We start from the raw sequence: 22,013 nt of genomic DNA on the forward strand, positions 1-22,013 counted from the left end.
TATGAAGCGGAGTTATCTGTACGGCTCGGGTTGTAGACCGTTTACAACATCTTGCAGTTGATGTAGCTCTGATCATGGATAGCTGCGCGATTGTCAGATAATATTGCTAGCGCTGTTATTTTTCCTCTTGACTTCCCGGAAGCTGGATGAAAGAATTTGAGATAACATCAACGGAGGTCAACATCAAATCGCCAAGCGGGAGGACGTGGAATGAATCTGGAGTTGGAAGGGAATGCACTTCCCCGAAATACAAAGCTTCGTCATACATATCAAATTCGCTCGGTGCTGTCAGTCAGTGAATTGTCGATTATTTATACAGCTAGAAGGCTGAAGGATCGGGAGAAGGTCATTGTCAAAGAATTCTATCCGAACGCTCTGGCTGTTCGAAGTCAGGACAAGCGTACGGTCAGCTGTCCCTCACTGCTGCTGAAACCGAAATATGCTGAGTTTCTGCAGCACTTCCTGCAGGAGCCTGAAATTCTGCATAGCCTGGAGCATCCGGGAGTTGTCCAATACATCGACCATTTTGAGGAGAACGGTACGGCCTATTGTGTCATGGAATACTGCCCGGGTCATACACTGGATGAATTGATTCGTCTGCAAGGCAAGCAAGCTGATGGAGCCTTCCTATACAACACCTTGCTGCCGTTAATTGATGCGTTGGACTACGTTCACTCCCAAGGCATCATTCACCGTGATATCAAGCCAGGGAATATTATGGTTCGTGAAGATGGTCAGGTGAAGCTACTGGACTTCGGCTCGGCTGCTCGCTATGAGCGCAAGGAGCATCCGATCTTCACCTCAGCAGGCTTCTCGCCATTGGAGTTCTATTCGAATCGTTCCCGTCAAGGGCCAGTATCGGACATATACAGTCTGGCTGCCACGATGTATTACTGCTGCAATGGCTCGCCGCCGCCAGATGTCCCTGGTCGGCTGTTCAAGGACAAGCTGGAGCCTATGCGAATGGGCGTGTCCCCACTGCCCTTCGTCATCCGGCGTGGCCTACGTCTGCAAGCAGATAAGCGCTTTCGTTCCCTTCGATGGTTCAAGGCGGCGCTGCGTGCTGAATATCTGCTGCATAGAGGTAGTCCGCGACGCCTGATTCACCGAACCTGATCATGGCTTGGATTGCCAAAAGCTATGAAATGGCTGCTTGGGTCAGCCTTGTTTTTACGTAGGATATACGTAGGCTTTCTGGGTGACGCTCCGTGAACGGACCGTTGTTACAATCGCTGTTGTCCCCAGATTTTATTTATTCTCCCAAGCGGTGAAAATCCGGGGACAAAGGCAACCGCTGCCGCTTTACCACAATCAGTCCGTCCTCTCCACTGTTTAAGCTGGGGACCCATCCTCCATCTTTTAAAAACACAAAAAAAGAAACATCTCTTGGACAACTGATGAGCAACCGGGGCTTCCGGCGATTTCTGCTTCGCGGCATCGAAAAAGTGACGCTGGAGGTCGGTTGGCTTTCGCTCGCCCATAATCTATTGAAGCAAGCTGCAAATGACTAAAAACGCAGAGCAGCGATTCTCCAATAACGGGGAATCGCTGCTCTGTTGGCGTTTTACGCTTTGGAGAAGAGAAAGAACCTGTCTCCGCCAGCATGATATTTACTTAAGGGACAGCTCTATTACGTGTGTGTCAATCAATAGAGCTGCATCATGATACGCAGTCCTCCCGCTACATCATTTGGCCCCTTGCAATTCGCCCTGCTAGAGCGGGTTATCCTGTCTGAATCAGGATTCCATCAGTATACACATTGGTATTGGGCTTGATAGCCTTATAACGCAGCTCAATCTCAGTGGCGCCATCCTCGAAGGTAATATAAAGCTTGTCATTGTATAGCAGGACGAGCTTCTTGTTGCGCGCGATTAAGGCCTTGCCATGCTGGACAGCACAGCGAGTATCGTGCTTAAAGATCAGCGAGCCGTCCTTACCTGCTGTAAAGGTAATACGGGCCGCTTCAGGCAGCGGCTCATGTACATCCAGCAATCGGAACAGCTCCTGCAGCGTCACGGTACGTCCAGGGAAGGAGGTAAGCGGCCAAGATTTGACCGGAATTTCAATGCCACTGGCCGTTGTCAAAAAGTAACCTTCGAGCCTACCGGCAAACTGCGGCTTGGGCCGCAAAAATATATACAGAGCTACAGCAGCAGCTGCTGCAAGGGCTGCAATGATGCTAATCAGCTGTATCGTTGCATACTCGGACTTAACGTGCAATTGAAGAACCGCTGTCGTAGCAGCTCCCTCAGTGTCTGTTGCCGTAATCTCAATGCGGTCCCGACCCGTAGCTGCGAGCAGCAGTGCTGTGCCCGAGATAGACGGCTTTAGCGACGAGCTCTCGCCGGAAGCTGCCAGCGTATACGTTAAGCTATCCTGATTCGCATCCTGAAAATACTCCGATAGCTCAACACGCGCCAAGCCGTCCTGCGTCGTCACAGAAGCATTCAGTTGATCTGCCGCGACTGGAGCTGTATTAACGGCAGTGACTTGATGAATCGTGCTATGTCTGTACAATTGCGGGCTATCCAGTTGAATCTGCCACGTATATTCGCCTGAACGAGGAAATGTATAATCCACTGAGAAGCCCTCGTTCGTAAGTGTCATAGGAATTCGCTCGCTTGTTGGGGCAGCATCCGATGCAGTCGTATTTGTAATGATTAACTCTGCTTGGGCTGCTTTGTAGAGCGCTTCATCCTCCAGCCTTTGCCCCTCCTGATTCAATATATCCAGAGAAAAGGTCGTGGGAGCTCCTTTCAACAGCTCCTTATCGCTATTGCCGCTAGTCCCAGTAACATTAGTGCCCGTACTCTTCACATAGGCATTGGCCTCGAGGAGATAGTTCCCCAGCAGGTTGATCTTGATCAGATCACCACGCTGACCGCGAACCTTGAGGCTGAGCTGGCCTGGCTTGGGTCGTTCAATCTTCAGGATCGTATAACGGTCAGACAAGTAACGCCGGATGTTATCAGAACTTGCATACAGCTGGGCCTCCCCCACCGGATGCTCAGAGAGCAGAATGAGATTAGCCTCCTCCATGCTGGAATCCGGGATATTGACCGTAATTTCCTGCAAAGCTCCTGTTGCTGTAATCCCGGCTATAGGAACAAGCTTGGAGCGAATTTGGTCGGCGAAGATGTGATTAAATATCTCAGGCAGATCATCCGCGCTGCTTGTAATAAATGACTTGCCGCCTGTCTCAGTAGCGATGCGTTCCAACTCCTCACGGTTAACGGTTCCCGTATGGTTAAGTCCAATCGTGTAGATGGGATATTGGTTACGCTGCGCTGAATCAATAACGGAGCTGACATCCTTGGCCGAGGCCGCCTTGGTTCGTGGTCCTGAGCTCGGCCCGAAGTCTGTCTCTCCGTCAGAGAGGAGAATCAGAAACGGCTGTCGTCCGTTTTGCGTGCCAGACACAAGTAGCTCGGCCCCCTTTTTCAAGCCAAGTCCAATATCGGTGTAACCTGAGCGATTGAGAGTTGCGATCTCCTGCTGCAATTGATTTTTACGTGAGGTCACGGCAATGGAGGTAAGGGGTCTAGAAGCTACAATCCGGTGATTGTAGGCAACAAAGCCCACTCGGGTGCGATCCGCATCACTCATGTCCATGAACATATTGATCACCTCAGAGGCGATCTCGTCATGATCCGTTTCACGCATGGAATAGCTGGTATCCAGTACGAATACAGCATCATAACCGGAGGAGACAGTATCTGCGTGAGTCTCTTGTGGCCATAAAATCATGCTGCCTGAGAAAAAATAAAAAAACAGTAAAATAGTCACAAACCTCTTTTTCATATTTGTAAACTCTCCTTCCTGTAGAATAAAACCCCATGTACTCCTAAATTACTCAAAAACCCTTATGGACAAAGGAATCTAAAAATAGTAAGTAATTAATTGCTGTGAGAATTACTATATTCTATTCCAAAATAATCCTTTAGTAAGAACAATAGATAACTATCGGCAAATTGTTCCATAAAATGTAGGTGCATCAATAGATTCAGTTCTAATTAACTAGTGGATGTTCGTAATTAGGTAGTGAAATGAGTATTTCTACCCTGTTTCAAGAAGAAAACGCTGAAATTGACAAAAAAATAGGTCTTCCGTTATATTACATTTCACACGAGGAAGAAACTGGAATAGAAGGAATAGTAGGTTTTACTTACTAGTTTTAAGGACCTTCGGCCAGCTTTTCTATGAAATCACAGAGAGGGGAGGAGGCATGAAGGCGCAAGACAGGCCGCAAGTCAGGTCCTGCCTATTAGGACCTGTGGGTAGGTCCAGCCAGATTGCCGACTGCTTATGGAGATTATCTATCAAACGAACCGAACGATGCTATTCGAGGAGATTAATCCAGAGAAGCTGGATTTGATTACGATCGTCGGGGATGTAAAGGGCATTGACAGCTTAAGTGATGACAAGATTAAAGAAATTAACGAGCACCTCCTGGTCCGTAGCTTTGATGAATTTTTGGACAAGTTCTCGCCGACGGTATACTCATTTTTTAATGCTGCCAATCAGAAGGTTGTGTATACGCTTAAAAAGCCGGAGGGTATTGACGAGGATAGCATCTCGGAGATTCGGGTCAATCAGAGTAATGATTTCCTGAAAATGCTGTTCACGCTGATTGATACGAAACGTAGTCAGGGCATTACGAACGTAGATTTCAAGTTCGAGAATCTGCTCGATATGATCTCCCCGAAAAAGGTCATGGATGATATCCGTCAGGTACGCAAGGAGATCCATTATCTGTACGGACAATATGAGCAGTTGGACGATGGCGACCCGAAGAAGCTGGATATGGGCGATAAGCTGAACGGCATGTTCGAGGAAGCCAGTCAGAATTACAACAATGTCATGGCTATGCTTCCGCTGGCCATTGAGGATATCAAGACCCGGCTGCTCCTTGGGGGAGCGCAGGAGGACAATAGCGGTGAAGCCATTCAGATTGGTGTCCTGACCATTGGTGAGGGCGGCGAGCTGAAGATCGTGGAAGCGCCGAAGGCAGACAGCACGGAGCTGATGCTGCTGGATGAGAACGGAACTAACGGATTGACTGAGGTATTCGCAGATGACTACAGCTCGATTACCGAGACGCCATCCGACTATGTGAAGGATCTGGTCGTGCGCACTTTTGTACCGTTACCAGCGGTGCAGAACAAGGTCGATACGGCTATCGAGGTACAGAATTACAATACGTACCTGGAGTTCTACAAGAACGCCAAGGATGATTTTGTCAAAGCCGTTAAGCCATTGGTAGAGAAGATTCTCGGTGTGAAAATGTTCTTCGACCAATATGCAACCAAGAACAAAGGGATGCTCCCTACCATGCTTATCGCGAATAACAAGCCAGATATGCTGGTCAAGAGCAGCAATATTCCGCGTCTGGAGACCTATCTGAATACCGTTAACTCCAAGAATGATTTCTCCGACACGATCTGGTTCGGTATTGTACCTTCGATCGAGATGGAATCGATCGGCAAGGTGAAGGTATCTCGTGAGCGCTTCAAGGGTAATGAGAAGGTCGTCAAGACCGGAGGCTACTCGATGGAGACGCTGTCGATGCTGATGCAGGTCGTTCAGGAATACAAAATTCAGATGTTCTTCAACTTCGAGTCGGGTGAGGACACCACGTTCAACAGCATGGCCACCTCGGGCATCGAACGATACATTGACAAGTGCGCCCCACTGGTGCGCCGGGAATACAGTGAGTTCGCCATTCCGTGTGTACCGAACTTCACGATTATTCCGAAGGATAAATCGGGGGTCATCATTGATAGCAAAATGATGCAGACGGAGACAGGCGTTACCTTGTCCAAGGAGAAAGAGGACATTCTGAAGCTGTGGATTGAAGGCGTCTATGTCGGTGCTGCCTATGTGGCTGCAGGTCTTGTCGCTGCTTATCAGTGTCCGGAGTATCTGCGAGAATCCTTCAGAACCGTGAACAAGAACTTCCCTGGCGTTCGCTTCGATATTGAAGCAGGAGACAACAGTCTGCGTACCGTAACGACCATGGCGAAGGAGATCACAGGCTTCACGAACAGCATTAAGGATGCGATCAACCGCAAGAACTTTGGCTTCGTATTCTCCTCGGAGAATGCTCAGTTGCAGGATAAGGATATCCGCCGTATTACGGTCTATAAGGCCAGAAGCATGGCGCTGTCCGAGGACGGCTTCGATTCTCTGTACAAAACACTGGTCAGCACGTATATAGAGCGGATTCTGCGCTACCAGACCGGTGACTTCAAGCATGAGAATATCGTCCGCTTCTTCAGCAACAATCCGAGTAGTCAGAAGAGCAAGTGGCTGTCGAACCGTGGTTCGGTGAACTCGATCATTCAGGACGGAGACGATATGAGCTTCGTGATTGATGAGAAGAGCAATCTATGCCACATCGACCTGGTCTTCAACGGTAACGTGAAGAACCTGGAGGTCATGATTACGAAGGGGACCAGCGCTGTTAAAGCATGATCCGTACCTTAACCAAGGTGTTAAAGGCAATGCTATCACGGCTTGCCTTTATACATAAATCGAGCGGTTCTTCCGCTCAAACTAATCTTACGAAGAGAATCAAGGAGGACAAACACATGGGATTTAGATTGAAGGTTGAAGGTCAAGAAACAATTGAGCTGGGCTTGGACAACATCAAGACTGTTATCTATGACACAGATACACCGGATGATTCCAATGCCCGCTCCACTGATGTAGGCTCTACGCTGCGCATCAGCGGCAAGATCATCACGGCTACAGACGGTGACAGTGCAGACGATACGATGAAGCTGGCTTTGTGGTCGCTCGTCCCTGCCGAGAAGGCGGATTGCTACCGTAAAGCTACGCTGGAAGTCATTGCTGCGGACCAAGTGGTTCGTAAAATCTACTTCCCGAATGCATTCGTTGTAGATTACAACGAAAGCTTCGGAGATGAAGAGGGTGTAGGTACCTTCTCACTGTACATCAAACAGAAGAAGGACAAGACCGAGCTGGCAACCATTGACGGCGGTTATCCGGTATAAGCAGGACCAGCCGGAAGGCGATAACATGAGAGGCCGCAAGGCCTCTCATGTTATATTGCCGAGTAAACAGCATGATGACCAATGACAGAGAGGGAGTAGACAATTCATATGGACAATTACTATGAGCTGCTCGGTGTCAGCCGGGGTGCTTCGGCGGCGGAGATCAAGAAGGCCTACCGTCAGTTGGCCAAGCGCTATCATCCGGATACCAATCAGGGAAGCCCGGAAGCGGCACGCAGGTTCAAGCAGATACACGAAGCCTATGAGGCCCTGCGTGACGAAGCATCGCGGCAGGCATACGATGCCAAGCTCAAGGGTAGCCCACACCAGGAGCGTGAGGAGAAGGCGGGCGTGAAGTCGGATAGTCGTGCGAAGGCGCCGGATTTCAACCCTGGAAATACGCAGGTGGATTTTGAACGCTTCTTCGGCTTTAATCCGAAGACGGGCGAGGGTACTCCAGGTAAGAAGGCTCCCAAGAAGGAAGCGAACCCGATGGATGTGTCCGACCTGTTCAACCGCTATTTTGGCAAACGATAGCAGGCGGTGTCTGATCCCGATGCAAGGTTAATACCCATGGCAACGGGCAGATGGTATAGCAATAGTGTAGCAACTGAAGCGACGTTGAAGCAGCAGAGGGACTTACGGGAAGCTGCCGACGAGCACAGTAGAGATGGAGGAAGCAATCAGTGCAAGCAAGCAGGAGCAGATGGATTATAGGACTGGATATCGCTGTGTTCGTACTGCTGGCAGCTGTAACGTTTTATACCTTTTTCAGATCAGGCTATGTTGGTCTCAAGATCGGGGTGGCTACCGGTGCCATACTCTGCACGCTGGTCTATCTCGTAGGTAGTATGGTTACAGTAGTACCTGCCCCCAAGCCCGAGAAGCGGGTAGTCTCCAAGCTCGTACAGTTGGACGATGAGGGGGAGCCCGTCAAGGAGTGGTATATCCAGGGCGAGACCGCATTATTGATCGGAAAGATACACGCCGGCAGCGAAGTGGATATTGATCTGTCAGACAGTGAGTATGCCTCGCTGATCAGCAGTGAGCATGCCGTATTAAACCGGGTGGGTGAGAAATGGTTCGTTGAGGATACCGATTCGGCAAACGGTACAGGACTACGCGAGGCAAACAGCAGTCTGACAGATAAGCTGGAGAGTGGAGAGCCACGGCCAATCCACCCTGGAGATCTGCTGTTCATCGCGAATACCCGCTTGTTGATCAAGTAAACACATATCTGAGATAGACAGGAGCAGGATACGAAGATGAGTTTGACAAGATGCCCCAATGGACACATGTTCAGCACACGAAAGCATGGAACCACGTGCCCTTACTGTAATTCGGTGGTGAATCAGGCACCCCCAGCCGAGCCATTGCGCCAAAATCAGGGTGCCCCTGGTGGAGAAGACAAGACGATGCCGTATCTTGGCGAGACGGTGGGCATTCACCCGGTCACAGGCTGGCTGGTATGCATAGAAGGTGCTCAGATCGGTCAGGATTACCGGATTATGGCTGAGAAGAATTTCATTGGCCGGGCTGAGGAAATGCACATCCGCGTCATTGGTGACAATACCATTTCCCGCAAAAATCATGCCGTGATCGTCTACGATCCCAAGAAACGCAATTTCTACCTGCTGCCGGGAGATTCCTCGGGGCTGGCTTATCACAACAACGAAGCGGTCTACTCTCCGGCCGAGCTAGCCGCCTATGATGTCATTCAGCTTGGGCGAAGCAAATTCATATTCATTCCGCTCTGCGGCCCTCATTTTGAATGGGAGAACAACAATTAGGACGGAAGTGAGATCGTGCAGGAATTGCAGGGATTAAGTCCATATACCGTGGTTCTGATTGCAGGCGTGCTGATTCTGGTACTGCTGCTGCTGCGCTGGAGCATAGCGCGAAGCAGGCCGAAGCAGACGCCTCCAGTCGAGGAGAGTGGCGTACAGATCGGGAATGGTCAGACAATCGGCAGTCGGAGTGAGCAGGACGATTACTTTGCCAGCATGACCACCCCGGTAGGCACGCTGGCGCTTGTCGCTGATGGAATCAGCGGCATGGCGAATGGCCGAATGTCGAGCACGCTCGCGGTGACCACATTCATGAAAGAATACGCCAAGGTGACAAGACCGGAGGAGATCATAACCTATCTTGATCGGACTGCAGGGGTCGTGAATCGCAATATCTTGCAGCAGCTGAATGGTCAAGGGGGGGGCACAACGCTTGCCGTCGTGGTACTGGTCGAGAACAAGCTGTATTACGGTGCAGTGGGTGACAGCATGATTACCATTTACCGGAACGGGGAGTTCGTACCTGTCAATTCCAAGCATACAGCTGAGGTGCTGCTGGAAGAGAAGGTGCTGGCTGGACAGATGACGGCTGAGGAAGCAAAGGACAGCCCGGTCCGTTACCATCTCATCAACTATTTGGGGTATGAGGGATTCAGCAGTATGGAGATTGCGGATACACCGCTGGAGCTCCTCCCAGGTGATCATGTGCTGGTATGCAGCGATGGCATTCATGAAGCGTTAACGGAAATTGAGCTAGAGACAATTATGCGTAAGGGACTGCCACCGCAGGACAGCGCGGAGCAGATCATTGAGGCTGTACACCGCAAGGGGCTGAAGCATCAAGATAATGCTACGGTCATTCTGCTAAGTGGTGGGTGAAGAGACAGCTAGGTGAGCATTTTGCATCGATTCGACTGGGGGCTCCAATCCATTCTCATGGATGCTCGCTTCAGATGATGCAATGCTGAGCTGAAAGACGGAGGTATACATGCGCAAGGAGAACAGTGATTTTCAGACCGCCTTCGTATCCGAGGCTGGCTCATATCTGGATAACCGAGATTATTTTGCCTATATCGAGCTGGATGATATGGCCTGCTACGTGCTGGCTGATGGACTTGACTCGGATCAGGAGCTGCGAAGCGCCGAGATGGCAGTCAAGACGATGCTGGAGAACTTCATGGAGAAGCCCTCCATGTCAAGGCGGCGTATGGCTCGTGCTCTGCAGGAGGCTCAGGAATGGCTGCAATTCGAGAGCAGGAGAGTTCGATTGAAGACGAGTCTGCTGATGATTGTTACCAATTACAACAAAATGGTCTACGTCTCCTGCGGTCATGTGCGATTGTACCATTTTCGTGCAGGACGCTTGAATTTTCGCAGTAAGGATCATAGTCTGGCCCAGTCGATGGCTGATGATGGACGCATCCCGGAGGAAGCGACCAGCACGCATGAGGAGCGTGGCAATCTGCTGGAATATGTGGGTAAGCCGGGGCGGATTCACGGCACCTTCTCCAAGAAGTCACAGCTAGCTGACGGGGATGTGCTTCTGTTAGCTACACCAGGGATGTGGGAGGGCGTAGAACTGGCAGAAATGCTGGGAGCGCTTGAGCAATCAAAGGATGCGACAGAAATGACCGACACGCTGGAGGAGGTACTGCTGAGCAAACAGCAGCGGGTGGTCAACAACTATACAGCGGCAGCGATCTACGTTAATAAAATATTTCAGGAAAAGAAACGGGATGTGCGTAAGCTGATCAAACGAATTGCCATTGCGCTCGTCGTCCTCTTGCTCCTGGGTGGTGGTGCTACATATATGGCGATCAGACAGGCTGCGCAGAAAGCCCAGGCACTGGAGGATATGGTTGAGTCTGCTCTTCAGGGTGATGAATACGCTCGCAACGGCGATTATTTGAAGGCAGTCAAATCCTATAGTGAAGCCCGAAATGCGGCGATCAAGATTAATGACAAGGTACACAGAAATCTGTATGGCAAAGAGCAGAAGGTCTCGCAGACGCTGGTGGACGGAGATGAATATGCAGCAGATGGGGATTTCGAGAAGGCCAAGTCGAGCTATGAAAAAGCCTTGAAGGATTCGGCCCTGTATCCACCATTTCAAGGCGAGGACATTCAAAAGAAGATTGACCAGTTGGATGGCTTCGCCAAGGTAGCAGCGCTGCAGAAGGAAGCCGACCTGAAATTCCAGGGCGGCAGCTATCAGGAGGCACTTGAGCTATACCAGCAAGCGAATCTTGCAGCTACGGAGACGGAGTATACGGCGGCGCAGAAGGAGCTGCAGACGAAGCTCGCCGATACGGAGGGTAAGCTGAAGGCAATCAATCAGGAGGTCAAGGAGATCCAGGCGGGCAAGCTGGAGGCCAGGGCCGAGCGGCTGTTGAAGTCCGAGGACTATGCAGGAGCGGTGGATGCCTACGCGAAGGCGCAGGAAATCTATCAGGAGATTGGCAAGCTGGAAAGTGTGCTGGCGATGGAGCGCAGTATTGCCAAGGCCGAGGACAAGGCCAGTGCTGCAAGTCAGGCCATGTCTATGGATGCAGGAGCTGGACTCGATGTAGCGGCAAGTCCGGGAGCCGGGTCACAGGACTTGGGAGCACAGGCTGCATCTGCTGCCAGTAACGGACCTGCTCAAACGGGAACGGGTCAGACGTCCGGGGCCCAGAATGAGTCGGGCGATTCTGGAACCACGGGTACCGGGGAAACAGGTGGCAAGCAGGCAGCTTCGGACAATCAAGCTGCTGTGGATAATTAGTCATCTGCAGAGGCGAAGCGCCTGTACAATCTTTAATTACGAAAGGAGGCCTATCGGGTGAAGGAGCTGGTACAGGAGCGACTTGGCAAGATGGAGGATTTGGAGCAGCGTCGTCTGCTCAAGGATATGATGAGTGGCGTGTTCCTGCATCTCGTGGAGTATCAGGAGGAGATGATTCGCAAGCTGGAGGAGCGAGTCTTCGAGGAATTGGAGAATACGGAGGAGAAATTCGATGTCCATGTATCGCTTAGCTCCCGCGAAGACTACGATCCGATTCACGAATTCCTCTATCCGGTGCTTCCTGCAGATGCAGAGCCACGGCAGCTAGACATTAGCGGTGTGGCCTCCGTCGTGCGGGAAGGCGGCGAGCTACGTCTATTCAGTGTATTTCTGGAGTTGGAGACCGAACGGATTCAGGAGCTGCTGGACAGTAATGTGACGTTTGAAGGAACGCTGATCACGGATGAGGGGCGTTACCCCCTCGCCATCAAGCTGAAGCGCAATGTGGATTATGTGACAGAGATCGAGAACCTGTACCATATCTTCCTGCAAAACGGGATCCCCTGGAAGACCATTCATCACCCTTATGCCTACAAATTTGTGGATTGCATACTGATTGGCGGAGAAGGAGAGCCCTCTCCCCATGAGGAGATTCGGGAGATTCTCGTCTCGCTGGGAGACTACGAACCGTATAAACGGCTTGACCTCATTCCATTGTGGAATATTGAGCGCCTGGAGCTGAAGAATACGGGTTTTCCGGTTCCAGCCATGGATCGGGTGAACTTTGAGCACGTGCTGTCCTTGCGTAAGACGGGTACAGAGCATGGCTATCTGATTCATGCGGCGGCGGAGGACATCCGTTATGTGAAAAGATCAACAGAGGAGCTGACGATTGTCACACCTCTCGAAAAATCCGGCTTGTGGAAGGTATTGAAGGTCACTAAGCCAATGACTGCGCGCCTCAGCAGGTACACCTACCCGATGGTCTCGAACAAGCGGCAGGACAGCTTCATCGGACGCTATGCCAGCAAGCAGACCGTATCGGTGCGAGCGAAGGCCGAGATTGCACGCATCGTGAACTCGTTCGAGGCTGCCCAAGGCTTGAGTCTGACAGGGGTGCGCATTATTCCACCAGAGCGGATAGCTACAGGAAGATTCGTGTCAGAGTCCAGCAATAATAGCAGGGGCTACAGGTCTGTGAATACTTCAGCAGACCATGGAGGCTCCATAGGCGATAGTAAAGTCAGCCAAGGCATTCGGAGTGTTGACATGGGCAACGCCCAACATGAGGAAGGGCATCGCGGCTTGACACGTACCTACGCATTGAACCCATTCATGAGTGATAATGTGCGTTCCGAGCAAGGCAAGCAGGTGATGATGCTCAGCTTCCAGCGGAGCGAGGCAGCGCTCAGTGTGCCTTATTATCTACTGTCAGATCTGATGAGCTTCCTCGTATCTGAGGTTCAGATGCATTTTCCCGAATACAAGTGCGAAGGGGAATGGACGTGAATTACATCTGGGATGTGCTGCTCAAGGCAAGGAAGGAGCAGATGGACGACAGTCGGCTGCGTTTTGTGCCAGCGGTCAGCTTTTCTCCTTATATGGAGCTGAGTCTGGAGGATCTGAACGCGACCGTACCGGAGCAGGTTGTAGAGATTAATCCGTATTATCGATTCTACGCGATATTTCGTGATTTGTTCCCTGCTGACGATGCAGGCTATGCGGAGCTTCGGGAGACGCTGTTCGATGTCGTAGTGCATTTTTTGGCTGAGGCAGATCTGATGCAGGGTATGAATCGGCGTGAGTATCATATCCGGTTCGTGCGCCGTGATCTGTTGAACGGTATCTTCGGCGAGCGGATTCAGCAGCATTATGCGCAATTGGATGACCATGAGCAGGATGCAATAGCCGAAGGCTTGCTGCGACTGTACGAGACAGGCGAGGCTGTCCACTTACTGAAGCAGACCCTGCGCCGGATCTTTCCACGCTCCATCATCTATGCTCATTGCCACGACCGGGATGAGCTGCTGATCTATATCGGTCAGGAGGATAATACCTCAAATCGTACCAAGGTGGAGCTGCTGCTGGATTTATTTCTGCCTGCGCGATTTGACCTGCGCATCTATTGGAGCCATCATTTCGGCATTGTCGGTGAGGATGACACGATGAAGCAGGATGCGATTTCTTTGTACTGATTAGCTGGAGAGTAAGGCAAGCAGGAGAGAAAGGACTTGTGACATGATGAACGGACCATATACATATCGCCTCCACCATACAAAGGAACCTGAACAGGTCCGCCCTGCCGTCAAATATACAAGTGCGGAATTGGAGCAAATGACAAGCTTCCAGCTACGGAGCATTTGTGAGAAGGAGCGTCTGGTGGAGGGCCTTGCAAAACGTCTGTCTAGAGACGAGCTAATCCGAATGATTCTCAGATTCCGCAATGCGGAGGAGCGTCTCTATATCACTCGTCACCAACCCGGTGGGTTCGAGCGACTGGAGACGGTCCTGCGCAAATACGGCAACGCCAGTCAACAGCCTAGCGAGGGAATCAGAGTACCGGCGAAGATCACTTTATATGAAGGTGTCACACTGGGACGACTGGATCAGGTTCGGATCGAATCCGAGCTGCCTTGGCTTGGTGAATCCAATGTGCTGCTGACCAATGCGACAGGCGAGCTCTGCGGTATTCTTAATTTGGTAAAGGATCAGCAGCGCAACGGTGTGTACTATCTGGAACGGGATAGCGACGCGGAGCTGCGGCGTACAGCGAACCAGAACTATAGCCTCTGGTTCCTGCGCAGGCAGGATTCAGAGTATATGTACAGGGCCTATTACGATAACAGGCCACTACTGCCTCTGAATCTGCATGGTGTGCGCGTCCCTGTTGCAGAGCTATCCATTCGCGGCACTGAGGCGACGGATGCGATTCTCGCTATTGACTTCGGAACCAGTAATACGACGGCAGGTGCTTACCTGGATCATTCGTATGTATCCAATCCCTCTGCTGCCCGTGTCAAGCTAAATGCCATTAATTATGTAGTCTTTCCCGGACGTGGTGGGAAGGATGGTGCATGGATCGAGGTGCTGCCAACAGTGGTTAGGGTCGCCGATTGCTCGAATCCAGAGCACATTGTATATGAATTCGGCGAAGAAGCGTGGCGCTCCGGCGGAGTGTCAGGCAGCAAAGCAACCGTAATACGGGGCATCAAGCGCTGGGTGAATGATTACGAGAAGATCGAGGAACTGATGGATGCTGAAGGCAATACGGCAACGGCCCCCCGCAGTGAGATTCTGGCATCATTCGTCCGCTATGTGGTTGCCGCCGCTGAGCAGCAATTCAAATGCCGATTCAGGCATCTTCATTTCACGACACCCGTGAAGCTTAAGCCCCAATTCATCACGATGTTTACAGACATCCTGCCGGATTATCATATTGAAGCCGAGGATGCGTTGGATGAAGGGCTGGCGGTGCTATATAACACGCTTGCCGAGCAGATGGATAAGGGAACCTTTGCCGATGGTGCAGAATATCAGGCGCTTGTGCTGGATTGCGGGGGTGGAACGACGGATATGTCCTCCTGTCGCTTCCGTATCGAAGACGGCAGAATCGCCTACAAGCTTGATATTCACACGACCTATGAGAATGGGGATACGAATTTTGGCGGTAACAATCTGACCTATCGGATTATGCAGTTCATCAAGATTGTGATCGCAGGCTATTATGCGACAGAGACGAGGCTGCCGGATACGGATATTGATCAGCTCATCGGAATACCGTCGGGTGATCTGTATCGCCATGTGGACGAGTATGGTGTGGAGGCAGTGTATGCGAATCTGGAGGCACGCTACCAGGAGGCAGAAGCGATTGTGCCTACGGCCTTCAAGCATTACGAGCATGCGACGCGGGAAGAGTACCAACGTGTGCTTGGGAATTTCCACTTGCTATGGAGTGCGGCCGAAAATATGAAACGGGAGTTCTTCCTGCGGACCGGGGTGCTGCGTAGCCGCTTCGAATCAGAGCACATTGCGTCACGAGAGACTGATCTGAACATCTCGGTGATGGAGGGCTGGCTGATCTCGGTGCTGGAGAATGGACGCTTCCGGGATGAGTATGGCCTCCCAGATGTTGTGTTCAACATTCGGGAGATCCAGCAGCTGGTGAAGGCAGATATTTATAATGTCGTACGCAAGTTCCTGGACGACTTCTATATGACGGGACGGTTGCAGCATTACTCGATTATCAAGCTGACAGGTCAGTCCTGCCGGATTGATGTCTTTCGTGAAGCGCTGAAGGAGTTCGTGCCTGGACGCAGCATCGAATTCAGGCAGCGGGCCGAGGATTCCAGTCAGGTACCTGAGCTGAAGATGGCCTGCCTTCGCGGAGCTATTCGATATCTGAATGCGAAGAAGATGGGGATGATCGAGCCTCGCATTACGAATCATGTACCAGTCATTCCTTACACGGTGTCCGCTTGGGCTCATACTGGTCAGGAGAAGCAGCTTATTACGGGTCTTGAGGGCCATCGTGTCCGGGGCTCCATTTCCAGACCATCCCATGTCGGAGAGGTAGAGTTCTTCCTGACCTCCAGCGGTGGAGCGCTGCGACAGCGCCACGTGTACCGGGAACGTAAGCAGGAATATCGTCCTCTTCCTTATGAGGAGATCGCCCGTCAATACGGAGAGGATATTCCACAGGATGAGACGGATACGATCCGCAACGGGGAGACGAAGTATTTTGTATTCGCAGGCGGCAGCAGTTGGGGCTTCTACGTGATACCTGTGGCTCGCATTCAGGATCAGCTGCATCTTGGAGTGCAGCAGTTCTGTCCGTTTGAGAATGATCTGTCGGAGCTGGACTTTTTTGACGGTACGAAGTAGCAGCTGCCATCAACATATATAGGCCCAAGATGGAAAAGGAGCTAGCGGATAGATCATGTGGGTCTGTATTTAACGAATCAATATTAAGTGGATCAGCACTAAGTGGATCGGTGTAAGCGGAACAGAACATGTGAACTAAGAAGGAGGGATTATGTTGTTGGCATTACAACGCATCTTTTTACGCTCTTTTATGAGATATATGCATAAGAGCTTTCATCAGCCTGCCCCACGAGGGCAGAACGGGGAGCTGATTTTGCGTAGGAACTGGCTATGGCGCGCATTTTTGTTGATCGGCTTGATCGCATTTTTGTTCCTGGAGTTTGCAGGATTACCTTGGTTGACGGCAGAGATGACCAGCACTGAGGATCAACAAATCATGAAATATCTCAACTATTTGATCTATTACGGCCTTGCGTTGATATGTGTACAGCTGCTGCTCAATTTGACCAGCAAGACGATTATCAATGAATCCAGTGTGACCGTGCAGCGCCTGTTCCAGAGTAGAACGGTAATGTTCGAGGACATAACAGAAGTGGCGTATGCTCGGATGTTCGGCGGACAGCTAGTATTGAGTGAAGGTACTAGCAGCTTGAAAATCCCGATTGAAATGACAGGCATTATGGAGGCAGTGGACATGCTCCGTCGCAAGCTTCCTCAGGAGCAGACGCAGAAGCTTGGTGACATCGTGGATCAGAAAATGAAGATCTATGAGCAGGTATTGGCTGCATAAAGCGACATTGTTAAGCTAGGCCACTGGAAAGGAGGGAACAGCATGCTGGTGAATAAGTCGCCACGCTTTGAGAAGGGGCGAATTCTCAAGACCGAGATGCTGGAGAATCTGCGGGATTACCCGCGCCGCTTCCTCGACATTCGCTATGAGGAATATTCGGATGGCATCATCGCAGGTATGAAGGTATCTGTTGAGCACGATCATTTGATAATCGGTCGGGGGATTGTTAAGCATGATGGACATTTATATCTGCTGGAGCAGGCCTATGAGCTGCCATATGCTGCAGCGAATGGCTTGTCAATCCTCAAGATACGCTTTCACGCGCAGCAAGCACAGCATGATTTCGTGACTCGTGAGGCCGAGATTATACTGACGAAAGGTGCGGAGGAAGCAGACGGAGAGAGTGGCAGAAGTCAGAGCCGGGACCCGGTCAGGGAGCTGGAAAATGTGAATTTCCCGCGTAATCTAACGTCAGAGCCTGGTACCACATCAATTGCCAATGAGATAGAGCTAGGACGGTTCAAGCTAAAGGAAGGGGCCGCACTACGCTCGGATTACCAGGACTTCGCAGACATGGCGACTGAATTCAACACCTGGAGTGCAATCCGCGCTCCTTATGCTGCCTGGGAGCAGCCCACCTTACGACCGGAGATAACGAGTTGCTTCGCCACGGAACTGCTGCGTTGTCGATCGGCTGAAGCGCTGGATACCTCCTTCGCGCTGCTCTGCCTGAATAGTGAGCGGGTACAGCGAGAGGCATTGCTCCACTATCTCGGCAGTCGTGGCGGGGAATACCGGGATTATACGAACGGGGAGATGCATCGGCAGCTGGTATTGATTTTACAGGAGGTATCCCGAGGCGGGCGAGGTCAGGTGCGTTGGTCCGGGCAAAGTGGGGGCAATCGGATGATTGTGGATTAGTCTAGGGCCTTTACGCAAACGCCTCAGTCGACTACATGGGCTAGCAAACCTGTACAAATAGCGAAAGCGGAGAGCAAAAGAAGTCCTAGAGAAGCGAAGCGTTCGCCTTTAAGCCTGATTTCCAACCTTTACATCTCTTCCAATACGGAAATCGGACTTAACAGCGATCGTAAGGACTCTTTTGCTCGGAGCGGACCTAGCACACTCTAGTTCAAGCAGATGAAGTTAGAGGAGGAGACGACCGTGAAATTCAAGGATGAAGAGATTTTGGCCATGATGCAGGAGCTGGAGAAGCAGACAGAACCGAGAAGCATTGAGCAAGGGACCATACGAATCGGAAATGAGGAATACAAGTTCGCGGAACGGGCATTCTTCGACGAGGCCTTGTGGGTGCTGGTTCCCGACAGCTTTCAGCCGATGCCGCTATCCATGCAAAAGCTGAAATATCCATACGAGCAACGTCCCGAGATCGTTCTGACGAATCCGACGGGCACTGTCAATCTTACCTTCAATCGTGTGGATCAGCAGCTGCAAAATGAGTGGGTCGAGAAGCTGACGAGTGGAATGAAGAATATGCTGCGGAAAATGAGTCCGGCCAATGTCTTCTACGAGCAGAAAGTGGAGGATGTGCGTGGCAAAAAAATCGGTTATTTCGATTTCAAAAGCCCCGGTATGGACGAGGCACTTTATCAGTTAATGTTCTATCTGGAGCTATCCGGGGAGACGCTGATGGGCAGCTTCAATTGTTCATATCGTCAGCATAAGGATTGGCGAGAGATTGCTGTGCAGATCGTACGCTCCATACGGACATCGGATTCGGAAGAAGCCGGGGATGAGACCGAGGACGGAGCCGGGAACGGGAGAAATCGCGACAGCAAGGACATACATAAGGCCAACAACGTAACGAAGGATGGGATGGATAGCAGGAACAATAGCCAGGCAAAGGAGGGGAATTATGAGTAAAACGCAGACCATTTATACGAGCGCCGATCTGCTGGTACAGCCCTATGCGTTCGAGCATGTGCTGGATCTGGAGCTGAACAAGCAACCAGGGGAGCATGCGACCTTGCGCATTCGTGGCGTCATATCCGAGAAGAATCTGGATCAGTATGTGGAACGAGCAGATGAAGATGAACGGATCGAGGTGCGCCTGAAGGATGAAGATACCAACGTTCCTTTATTTCAGGGGATGGTTACGGACATTTCCGTGCGAGTGGTGAACGGGGTACGGGAACTGAGCATCGAAGCCGTCAGCGCCACCTTCCGTATGGACATCGAGAAGCGTCGTCGTTCATTTCAGAACACGGGGCAGTCGTATAGCCAACTCTTCACGCATATCACATCGGCCTACGACGGAGCCGAGGTCGTAGATACGGCTTCGGGCGGAGCGGCGGTCGGTGAACTGGTCGTGCAATATCTGGAGACAGACTGGGCATTTATCAAACGAGTAGCCTCTCGTCTGCATGCGCCTCTGCTTCCCATCTCCATGCAGCCAGGCCTGAAATATGTTATCGGGATTCCTGATCTCGGAGCGCCAGTTCAGCTAGACGAACACAATTACCGGATTCAGAAAAATCTGGAGCAATATAAAATACTGTCGAGCAACGGTGTGAACGGGTATCAGGAGAACAATGCCCTGAGCTATGAAGTGATGAGCCATGCTGTACTGGAGCTGGGGAGCGCGGTCGTATTTCGTCAGCGTCAGCTCTATGTGGCCGAGGTTCGCACTCATTTGGAGGGCCAACTGGTGGTCAGCCGTTATGTGCTGCGGGATGCAGAGGGGCTGAAGTGTCGCACAAGCTATGCCTTTGGGCTGTCCGGGGTATCCCTGTTCGGTAAGGTCAAGCAAGTGGCCAAGGATCAGGTGCAAATTAGCCTGGATATTGATCAGGGTTCCTCGGCAGCAGGAGCGATGTGGTTCCCTTATTCAACGGTCTATTCCTCCCCGGACGGAAGTGGCTGGTACGTCATGCCCGAGATTGGCGACCAGGTGCGGCTGTACTTCCCGGATGAGGTAGAGCAGCACGCCTTCGTGGCCAGCTCGGTGGACCTCTCTTCCTCCGATCCGGTCAAACGGGGCGATCCTTCCGTGAAGAGTATCAGTACAAAATACGGAAAACAACTCGTTTTCACGCCTGGTGCCGTGGAGGTCATTAGTAATGACAAGCTGCTGATGCGTCTGACGGACGAGGGCGGGATAGAGATTATTAGTGATAAGAAGATCGTTCTCAAGGCTGAGGAAGACATCGAGCTGACGAGTGGCACCAAGATCTACATGGAAGGGATGAGTGGCATCCAGTTCAAGCAGGGCGGCGCAGAGCTGAACATTATGGATGACGTGAAGTTGAGCGGAGGTAAGGTGTATATCGAATGAAGACGATGGATCGGGAGACAGTACTGGAGGCATTCCTGCAGGAGCATGTGCTGGAGCGCTGGGTGGATGACATACCCCAAATTGAAGAGAACTTTTTTGCACAGCAAGAGGAGATTGAGGCATCATTGCTGGCTGCTGTGGCAGCGGTCTGTGAGCAAGCCACTGCTTTGCAGCAGGAAGGGCGTAAGGGGAGAATTCGCTATCTCTATATTTCTTGGCTGCGCACCCGTCTAATGGGCGGAGAAGGAGTATATCGTCTGGATGCCTATGATGGGCACTGGCTGCTGGATCGAGTAGAGTGTTCGACCTCGTGGTCCGCAGACTTTGTGTTCCAGCCACTGCTGCACCGAATGGAGCGCTGGGAGCAGACGATCAAGGGCTATGCCCGCCGGATGACTGTCATGGACCTGGAGCAGATCGGTCAGATTGAGGCGGTGAAATATCACCATCTAGCCGTGTCCTTCCTGCAGAGCATGGCTCCGCTTCTGGTTCACAGTGAGGCTTTGCAGAAGTTGGACAAGGAGCCAGGCTTCACGATCTTTGCGGGTGAATACCGGGATGAAAGCGAGCCGCTATGCCGCTGGGTGCTGGAAGACGAGCTTGATCCAGAAGGAACGGAGCAAGGTGAGAAGCAATCAGTGAAGACAGTGGACGGCAAGAGGAGCATCAGTCAAGCGGAGAGGGCAGATGCTGACAAGGAGGAGCGAGGCACATGGATTATTTCCTCCTGAAGCAGGACCCACGCTATACCGATGTTCCAGTACTGGAGAACATCACGGACAAGGTAGATCTGTGGAATCTGTCGCAGCTTGAGCCTGCTCACTTGGGATCAAGACCGCTCATGCTGAAGATGAAGTCAGGCAAGAACAGTACTTTTCTTGATCTGCTGGAAAGTGCCTTGCCGCTGATGTCTGAGCGTCTGATGCGCATGCTGCAGGCCTATGGTCGAGACACCGTGTTCAAGCCTGTTGCGCTGATCGATATGGAGCAGCAAGTGATGAAGAATTACGTCGTGCCTTTCCTGCCCTACGTGGATGCTCTGCACTCATCCAGTGAGTGGAACATGGACCAAACGGTACTGCGGCAAATTGTGTTGCAAGAGGAAGCGGTTCGAGACTATCCTATCTTTCGCATCCAGGAAGGACGCCAGCAGCGACTTATCGTGCGTCTGGATGTGGCGGAGAGTATGCTGCGGCGGGATTTTACCGGGCTTACTCTTACGCCCTTACAAGTGGAGTCACTTGAGGCATAGCAGGATGTATGCGGTGAGGATACTGGCTTAAGGCGTGCATAGGAAGCAAAAGACGGATTGGGGACTGCTTTTGCTGAACGTAGATGGCGCTAGTACTTGACCAGACCAAATGTGAGTATAGAGCCGCTGCAAGCGGGGAGCCCTGTCGACTGCTGTTAAGCTTGCTGTTCTTTGAACAGATAACAAGGGATGAACAGCAAGCTTAAAGGCAGGCACTTCGTTTCTCTAGGTCTTCCCCGCTCTCCGCTACGACTACCCTCTTGAGAGCATTAGACATCAAATCAAATT

General features: G+C 51.5%; 18 protein-coding genes and 1 pseudogene. 18 read left to right on the forward strand and 1 reads right to left on the reverse strand.

Annotated elements, in window-relative coordinates; all coding sequences use genetic code 11:
• Positions 1 to 210 precede the first annotated feature (210 nt).
• Both K331_RS0109065 and K331_RS31415 read left to right on the forward strand, forming a co-directional pair.
• Complete coding sequence (locus tag K331_RS0109065; RefSeq protein WP_028590048.1) at positions 211 to 1,116, forward strand: serine/threonine protein kinase; 906 nt, start codon at positions 211 to 213, stop codon at positions 1,114 to 1,116.
• A 266-nt stretch (positions 1,117 to 1,382) separates the two neighbouring features.
• A pseudogene (locus tag K331_RS31415) lies at positions 1,383 to 1,511 on the forward strand (transposase); the annotation flags it as partial.
• A gap of 211 nt (positions 1,512 to 1,722) precedes the next feature.
• Here the strand turns inward: K331_RS31415 and K331_RS0109070 are convergent.
• Entirely contained in the window at positions 1,723 to 3,801 is a 2,079-nt protein-coding gene (locus tag K331_RS0109070; protein ID WP_028590049.1) for a vWA domain-containing protein, read from the reverse strand.
• A 504-nt stretch (positions 3,802 to 4,305) separates the two neighbouring features.
• Between K331_RS0109070 and K331_RS0109075 the strand changes: the two genes are divergently transcribed.
• The 16 genes from K331_RS0109075 to K331_RS0109150 all read left to right on the forward strand — a co-directional run bounded on the left by K331_RS0109075 (position 4,306) and on the right by K331_RS0109150 (position 21,725).
• Positions 4,306 to 6,474: a hypothetical protein gene (locus K331_RS0109075; protein ID WP_028590050.1), complete on the forward strand. Its 2,169-nt coding sequence runs from the start codon at positions 4,306 to 4,308 to the stop codon at positions 6,472 to 6,474.
• A 116-nt stretch (positions 6,475 to 6,590) separates the two neighbouring features.
• Positions 6,591 to 7,016 (forward strand): hypothetical protein, encoded by a 426-nt coding sequence (locus tag K331_RS0109080; protein ID WP_028590051.1) that lies wholly within the window; start codon positions 6,591 to 6,593, stop codon positions 7,014 to 7,016.
• Between the two features lie 108 nt (positions 7,017 to 7,124).
• Positions 7,125 to 7,553, forward strand: coding sequence for a J domain-containing protein (locus K331_RS0109085; protein WP_028590052.1), 429 nt, complete (start codon positions 7,125 to 7,127; stop codon positions 7,551 to 7,553).
• Between the two features lie 149 nt (positions 7,554 to 7,702).
• Positions 7,703 to 8,245 carry an FHA domain-containing protein gene (locus K331_RS0109090; RefSeq protein ID WP_028590053.1) on the forward strand — a complete coding sequence of 181 codons (543 nt, stop codon included), beginning with the start codon at positions 7,703 to 7,705 and terminating at the stop codon, positions 8,243 to 8,245.
• 36 nt (positions 8,246 to 8,281) lie between these two features.
• Complete coding sequence (locus K331_RS0109095; RefSeq protein WP_025680709.1) at positions 8,282 to 8,806, forward strand: FHA domain-containing protein; 525 nt, start codon at positions 8,282 to 8,284, stop codon at positions 8,804 to 8,806.
• Positions 8,807 to 8,818: 12 nt separating this feature from the next.
• Positions 8,819 to 9,682 carry a PP2C family protein-serine/threonine phosphatase gene (locus K331_RS0109100; RefSeq protein WP_051289737.1) on the forward strand — a complete coding sequence of 288 codons (864 nt, stop codon included), beginning with the start codon at positions 8,819 to 8,821 and terminating at the stop codon, positions 9,680 to 9,682.
• A 109-nt stretch (positions 9,683 to 9,791) separates the two neighbouring features.
• Positions 9,792 to 11,567 (forward strand): PP2C family protein-serine/threonine phosphatase, encoded by a 1,776-nt coding sequence (locus K331_RS29160; RefSeq protein WP_036634486.1) that lies wholly within the window; start codon positions 9,792 to 9,794, stop codon positions 11,565 to 11,567.
• 57 nt (positions 11,568 to 11,624) lie between these two features.
• On the forward strand, positions 11,625 to 13,076 hold the full coding sequence (locus K331_RS0109110; RefSeq protein ID WP_028590055.1) for a hypothetical protein: 1,452 nt from the start codon (positions 11,625 to 11,627) through the stop codon (positions 13,074 to 13,076).
• Complete coding sequence (locus K331_RS0109115) at positions 13,073 to 13,762, forward strand: hypothetical protein (protein ID WP_028590056.1); 690 nt, start codon at positions 13,073 to 13,075, stop codon at positions 13,760 to 13,762. The genes K331_RS0109110 and K331_RS0109115 overlap by 4 nt, the downstream gene beginning before the upstream one ends.
• 46 nt (positions 13,763 to 13,808) lie before the next feature.
• Positions 13,809 to 16,448, forward strand: a complete 2,640-nt coding sequence (locus K331_RS0109120) for an Hsp70 family protein (protein ID WP_028590057.1) — start codon at positions 13,809 to 13,811, stop codon at positions 16,446 to 16,448.
• A 157-nt stretch (positions 16,449 to 16,605) separates the two neighbouring features.
• Positions 16,606 to 17,178 carry a hypothetical protein gene (locus K331_RS0109125; RefSeq protein ID WP_133569413.1) on the forward strand — a complete coding sequence of 191 codons (573 nt, stop codon included), beginning with the start codon at positions 16,606 to 16,608 and terminating at the stop codon, positions 17,176 to 17,178.
• Between the two features lie 42 nt (positions 17,179 to 17,220).
• Entirely contained in the window at positions 17,221 to 18,099 is an 879-nt protein-coding gene (locus K331_RS0109130) for a hypothetical protein (protein WP_028590059.1), read from the forward strand.
• Positions 18,100 to 18,342: 243 nt separating this feature from the next.
• Positions 18,343 to 19,062: a hypothetical protein gene (locus K331_RS0109135; protein WP_028590060.1), complete on the forward strand. Its 720-nt coding sequence runs from the start codon at positions 18,343 to 18,345 to the stop codon at positions 19,060 to 19,062.
• Complete coding sequence (locus tag K331_RS0109140; protein ID WP_028590061.1) at positions 19,055 to 20,473, forward strand: type VI secretion system Vgr family protein; 1,419 nt, start codon at positions 19,055 to 19,057, stop codon at positions 20,471 to 20,473. The genes K331_RS0109135 and K331_RS0109140 overlap by 8 nt, the downstream gene beginning before the upstream one ends.
• On the forward strand, positions 20,470 to 21,204 hold the full coding sequence (locus K331_RS29165; protein WP_211237331.1) for a hypothetical protein: 735 nt from the start codon (positions 20,470 to 20,472) through the stop codon (positions 21,202 to 21,204). The genes K331_RS0109140 and K331_RS29165 overlap by 4 nt, the downstream gene beginning before the upstream one ends.
• Positions 21,186 to 21,725 carry a hypothetical protein gene (locus K331_RS0109150; protein ID WP_028590062.1) on the forward strand — a complete coding sequence of 180 codons (540 nt, stop codon included), beginning with the start codon at positions 21,186 to 21,188 and terminating at the stop codon, positions 21,723 to 21,725. Before K331_RS29165 ends, K331_RS0109150 begins: the two co-directional genes overlap by 19 nt.
• Positions 21,726 to 22,013 lie beyond the last annotated feature (288 nt).

Source organism: Paenibacillus massiliensis subsp. panacisoli DSM 21345, from assembly GCF_000426545.1.
Classification (GTDB): Bacteria; Bacillota; Bacilli; order Paenibacillales; family Paenibacillaceae; genus Paenibacillus; species Paenibacillus panacisoli.

Excerpts from the sequence above, each read along its gene's own strand:
- K331_RS0109140 (WP_028590061.1), top strand. The coding sequence starts at position 19,055 with ATGAGTAAAACGCAGACCATTTATACGAGCGCCGATCTGCTGGTACAG.
- K331_RS0109075 (WP_028590050.1), top strand. The coding sequence starts at position 4,306 with ATGGAGATTATCTATCAAACGAACCGAACGATGCTATTCGAGGAGATT.
- K331_RS0109120 (WP_028590057.1), top strand. The coding sequence starts at position 13,809 with ATGAACGGACCATATACATATCGCCTCCACCATACAAAGGAACCTGAA.
- K331_RS0109085 (WP_028590052.1), top strand. The coding sequence starts at position 7,125 with ATGGACAATTACTATGAGCTGCTCGGTGTCAGCCGGGGTGCTTCGGCG.
- K331_RS0109080 (WP_028590051.1), top strand. The coding sequence starts at position 6,591 with ATGGGATTTAGATTGAAGGTTGAAGGTCAAGAAACAATTGAGCTGGGC.
- K331_RS0109065 (WP_028590048.1), top strand. The coding sequence starts at position 211 with ATGAATCTGGAGTTGGAAGGGAATGCACTTCCCCGAAATACAAAGCTT.
- K331_RS0109070 (WP_028590049.1), bottom strand. The coding sequence starts at position 3,801 with ATGAAAAAGAGGTTTGTGACTATTTTACTGTTTTTTTATTTTTTCTCA.
- K331_RS0109095 (WP_025680709.1), top strand. The coding sequence starts at position 8,282 with ATGAGTTTGACAAGATGCCCCAATGGACACATGTTCAGCACACGAAAG.
- K331_RS29165 (WP_211237331.1), top strand. The coding sequence starts at position 20,470 with ATGAAGACGATGGATCGGGAGACAGTACTGGAGGCATTCCTGCAGGAG.
- K331_RS29160 (WP_036634486.1), top strand. The coding sequence starts at position 9,792 with ATGCGCAAGGAGAACAGTGATTTTCAGACCGCCTTCGTATCCGAGGCT.
- K331_RS0109150 (WP_028590062.1), top strand. The coding sequence starts at position 21,186 with ATGGATTATTTCCTCCTGAAGCAGGACCCACGCTATACCGATGTTCCA.
- K331_RS0109130 (WP_028590059.1), top strand. The coding sequence starts at position 17,221 with ATGCTGGTGAATAAGTCGCCACGCTTTGAGAAGGGGCGAATTCTCAAG.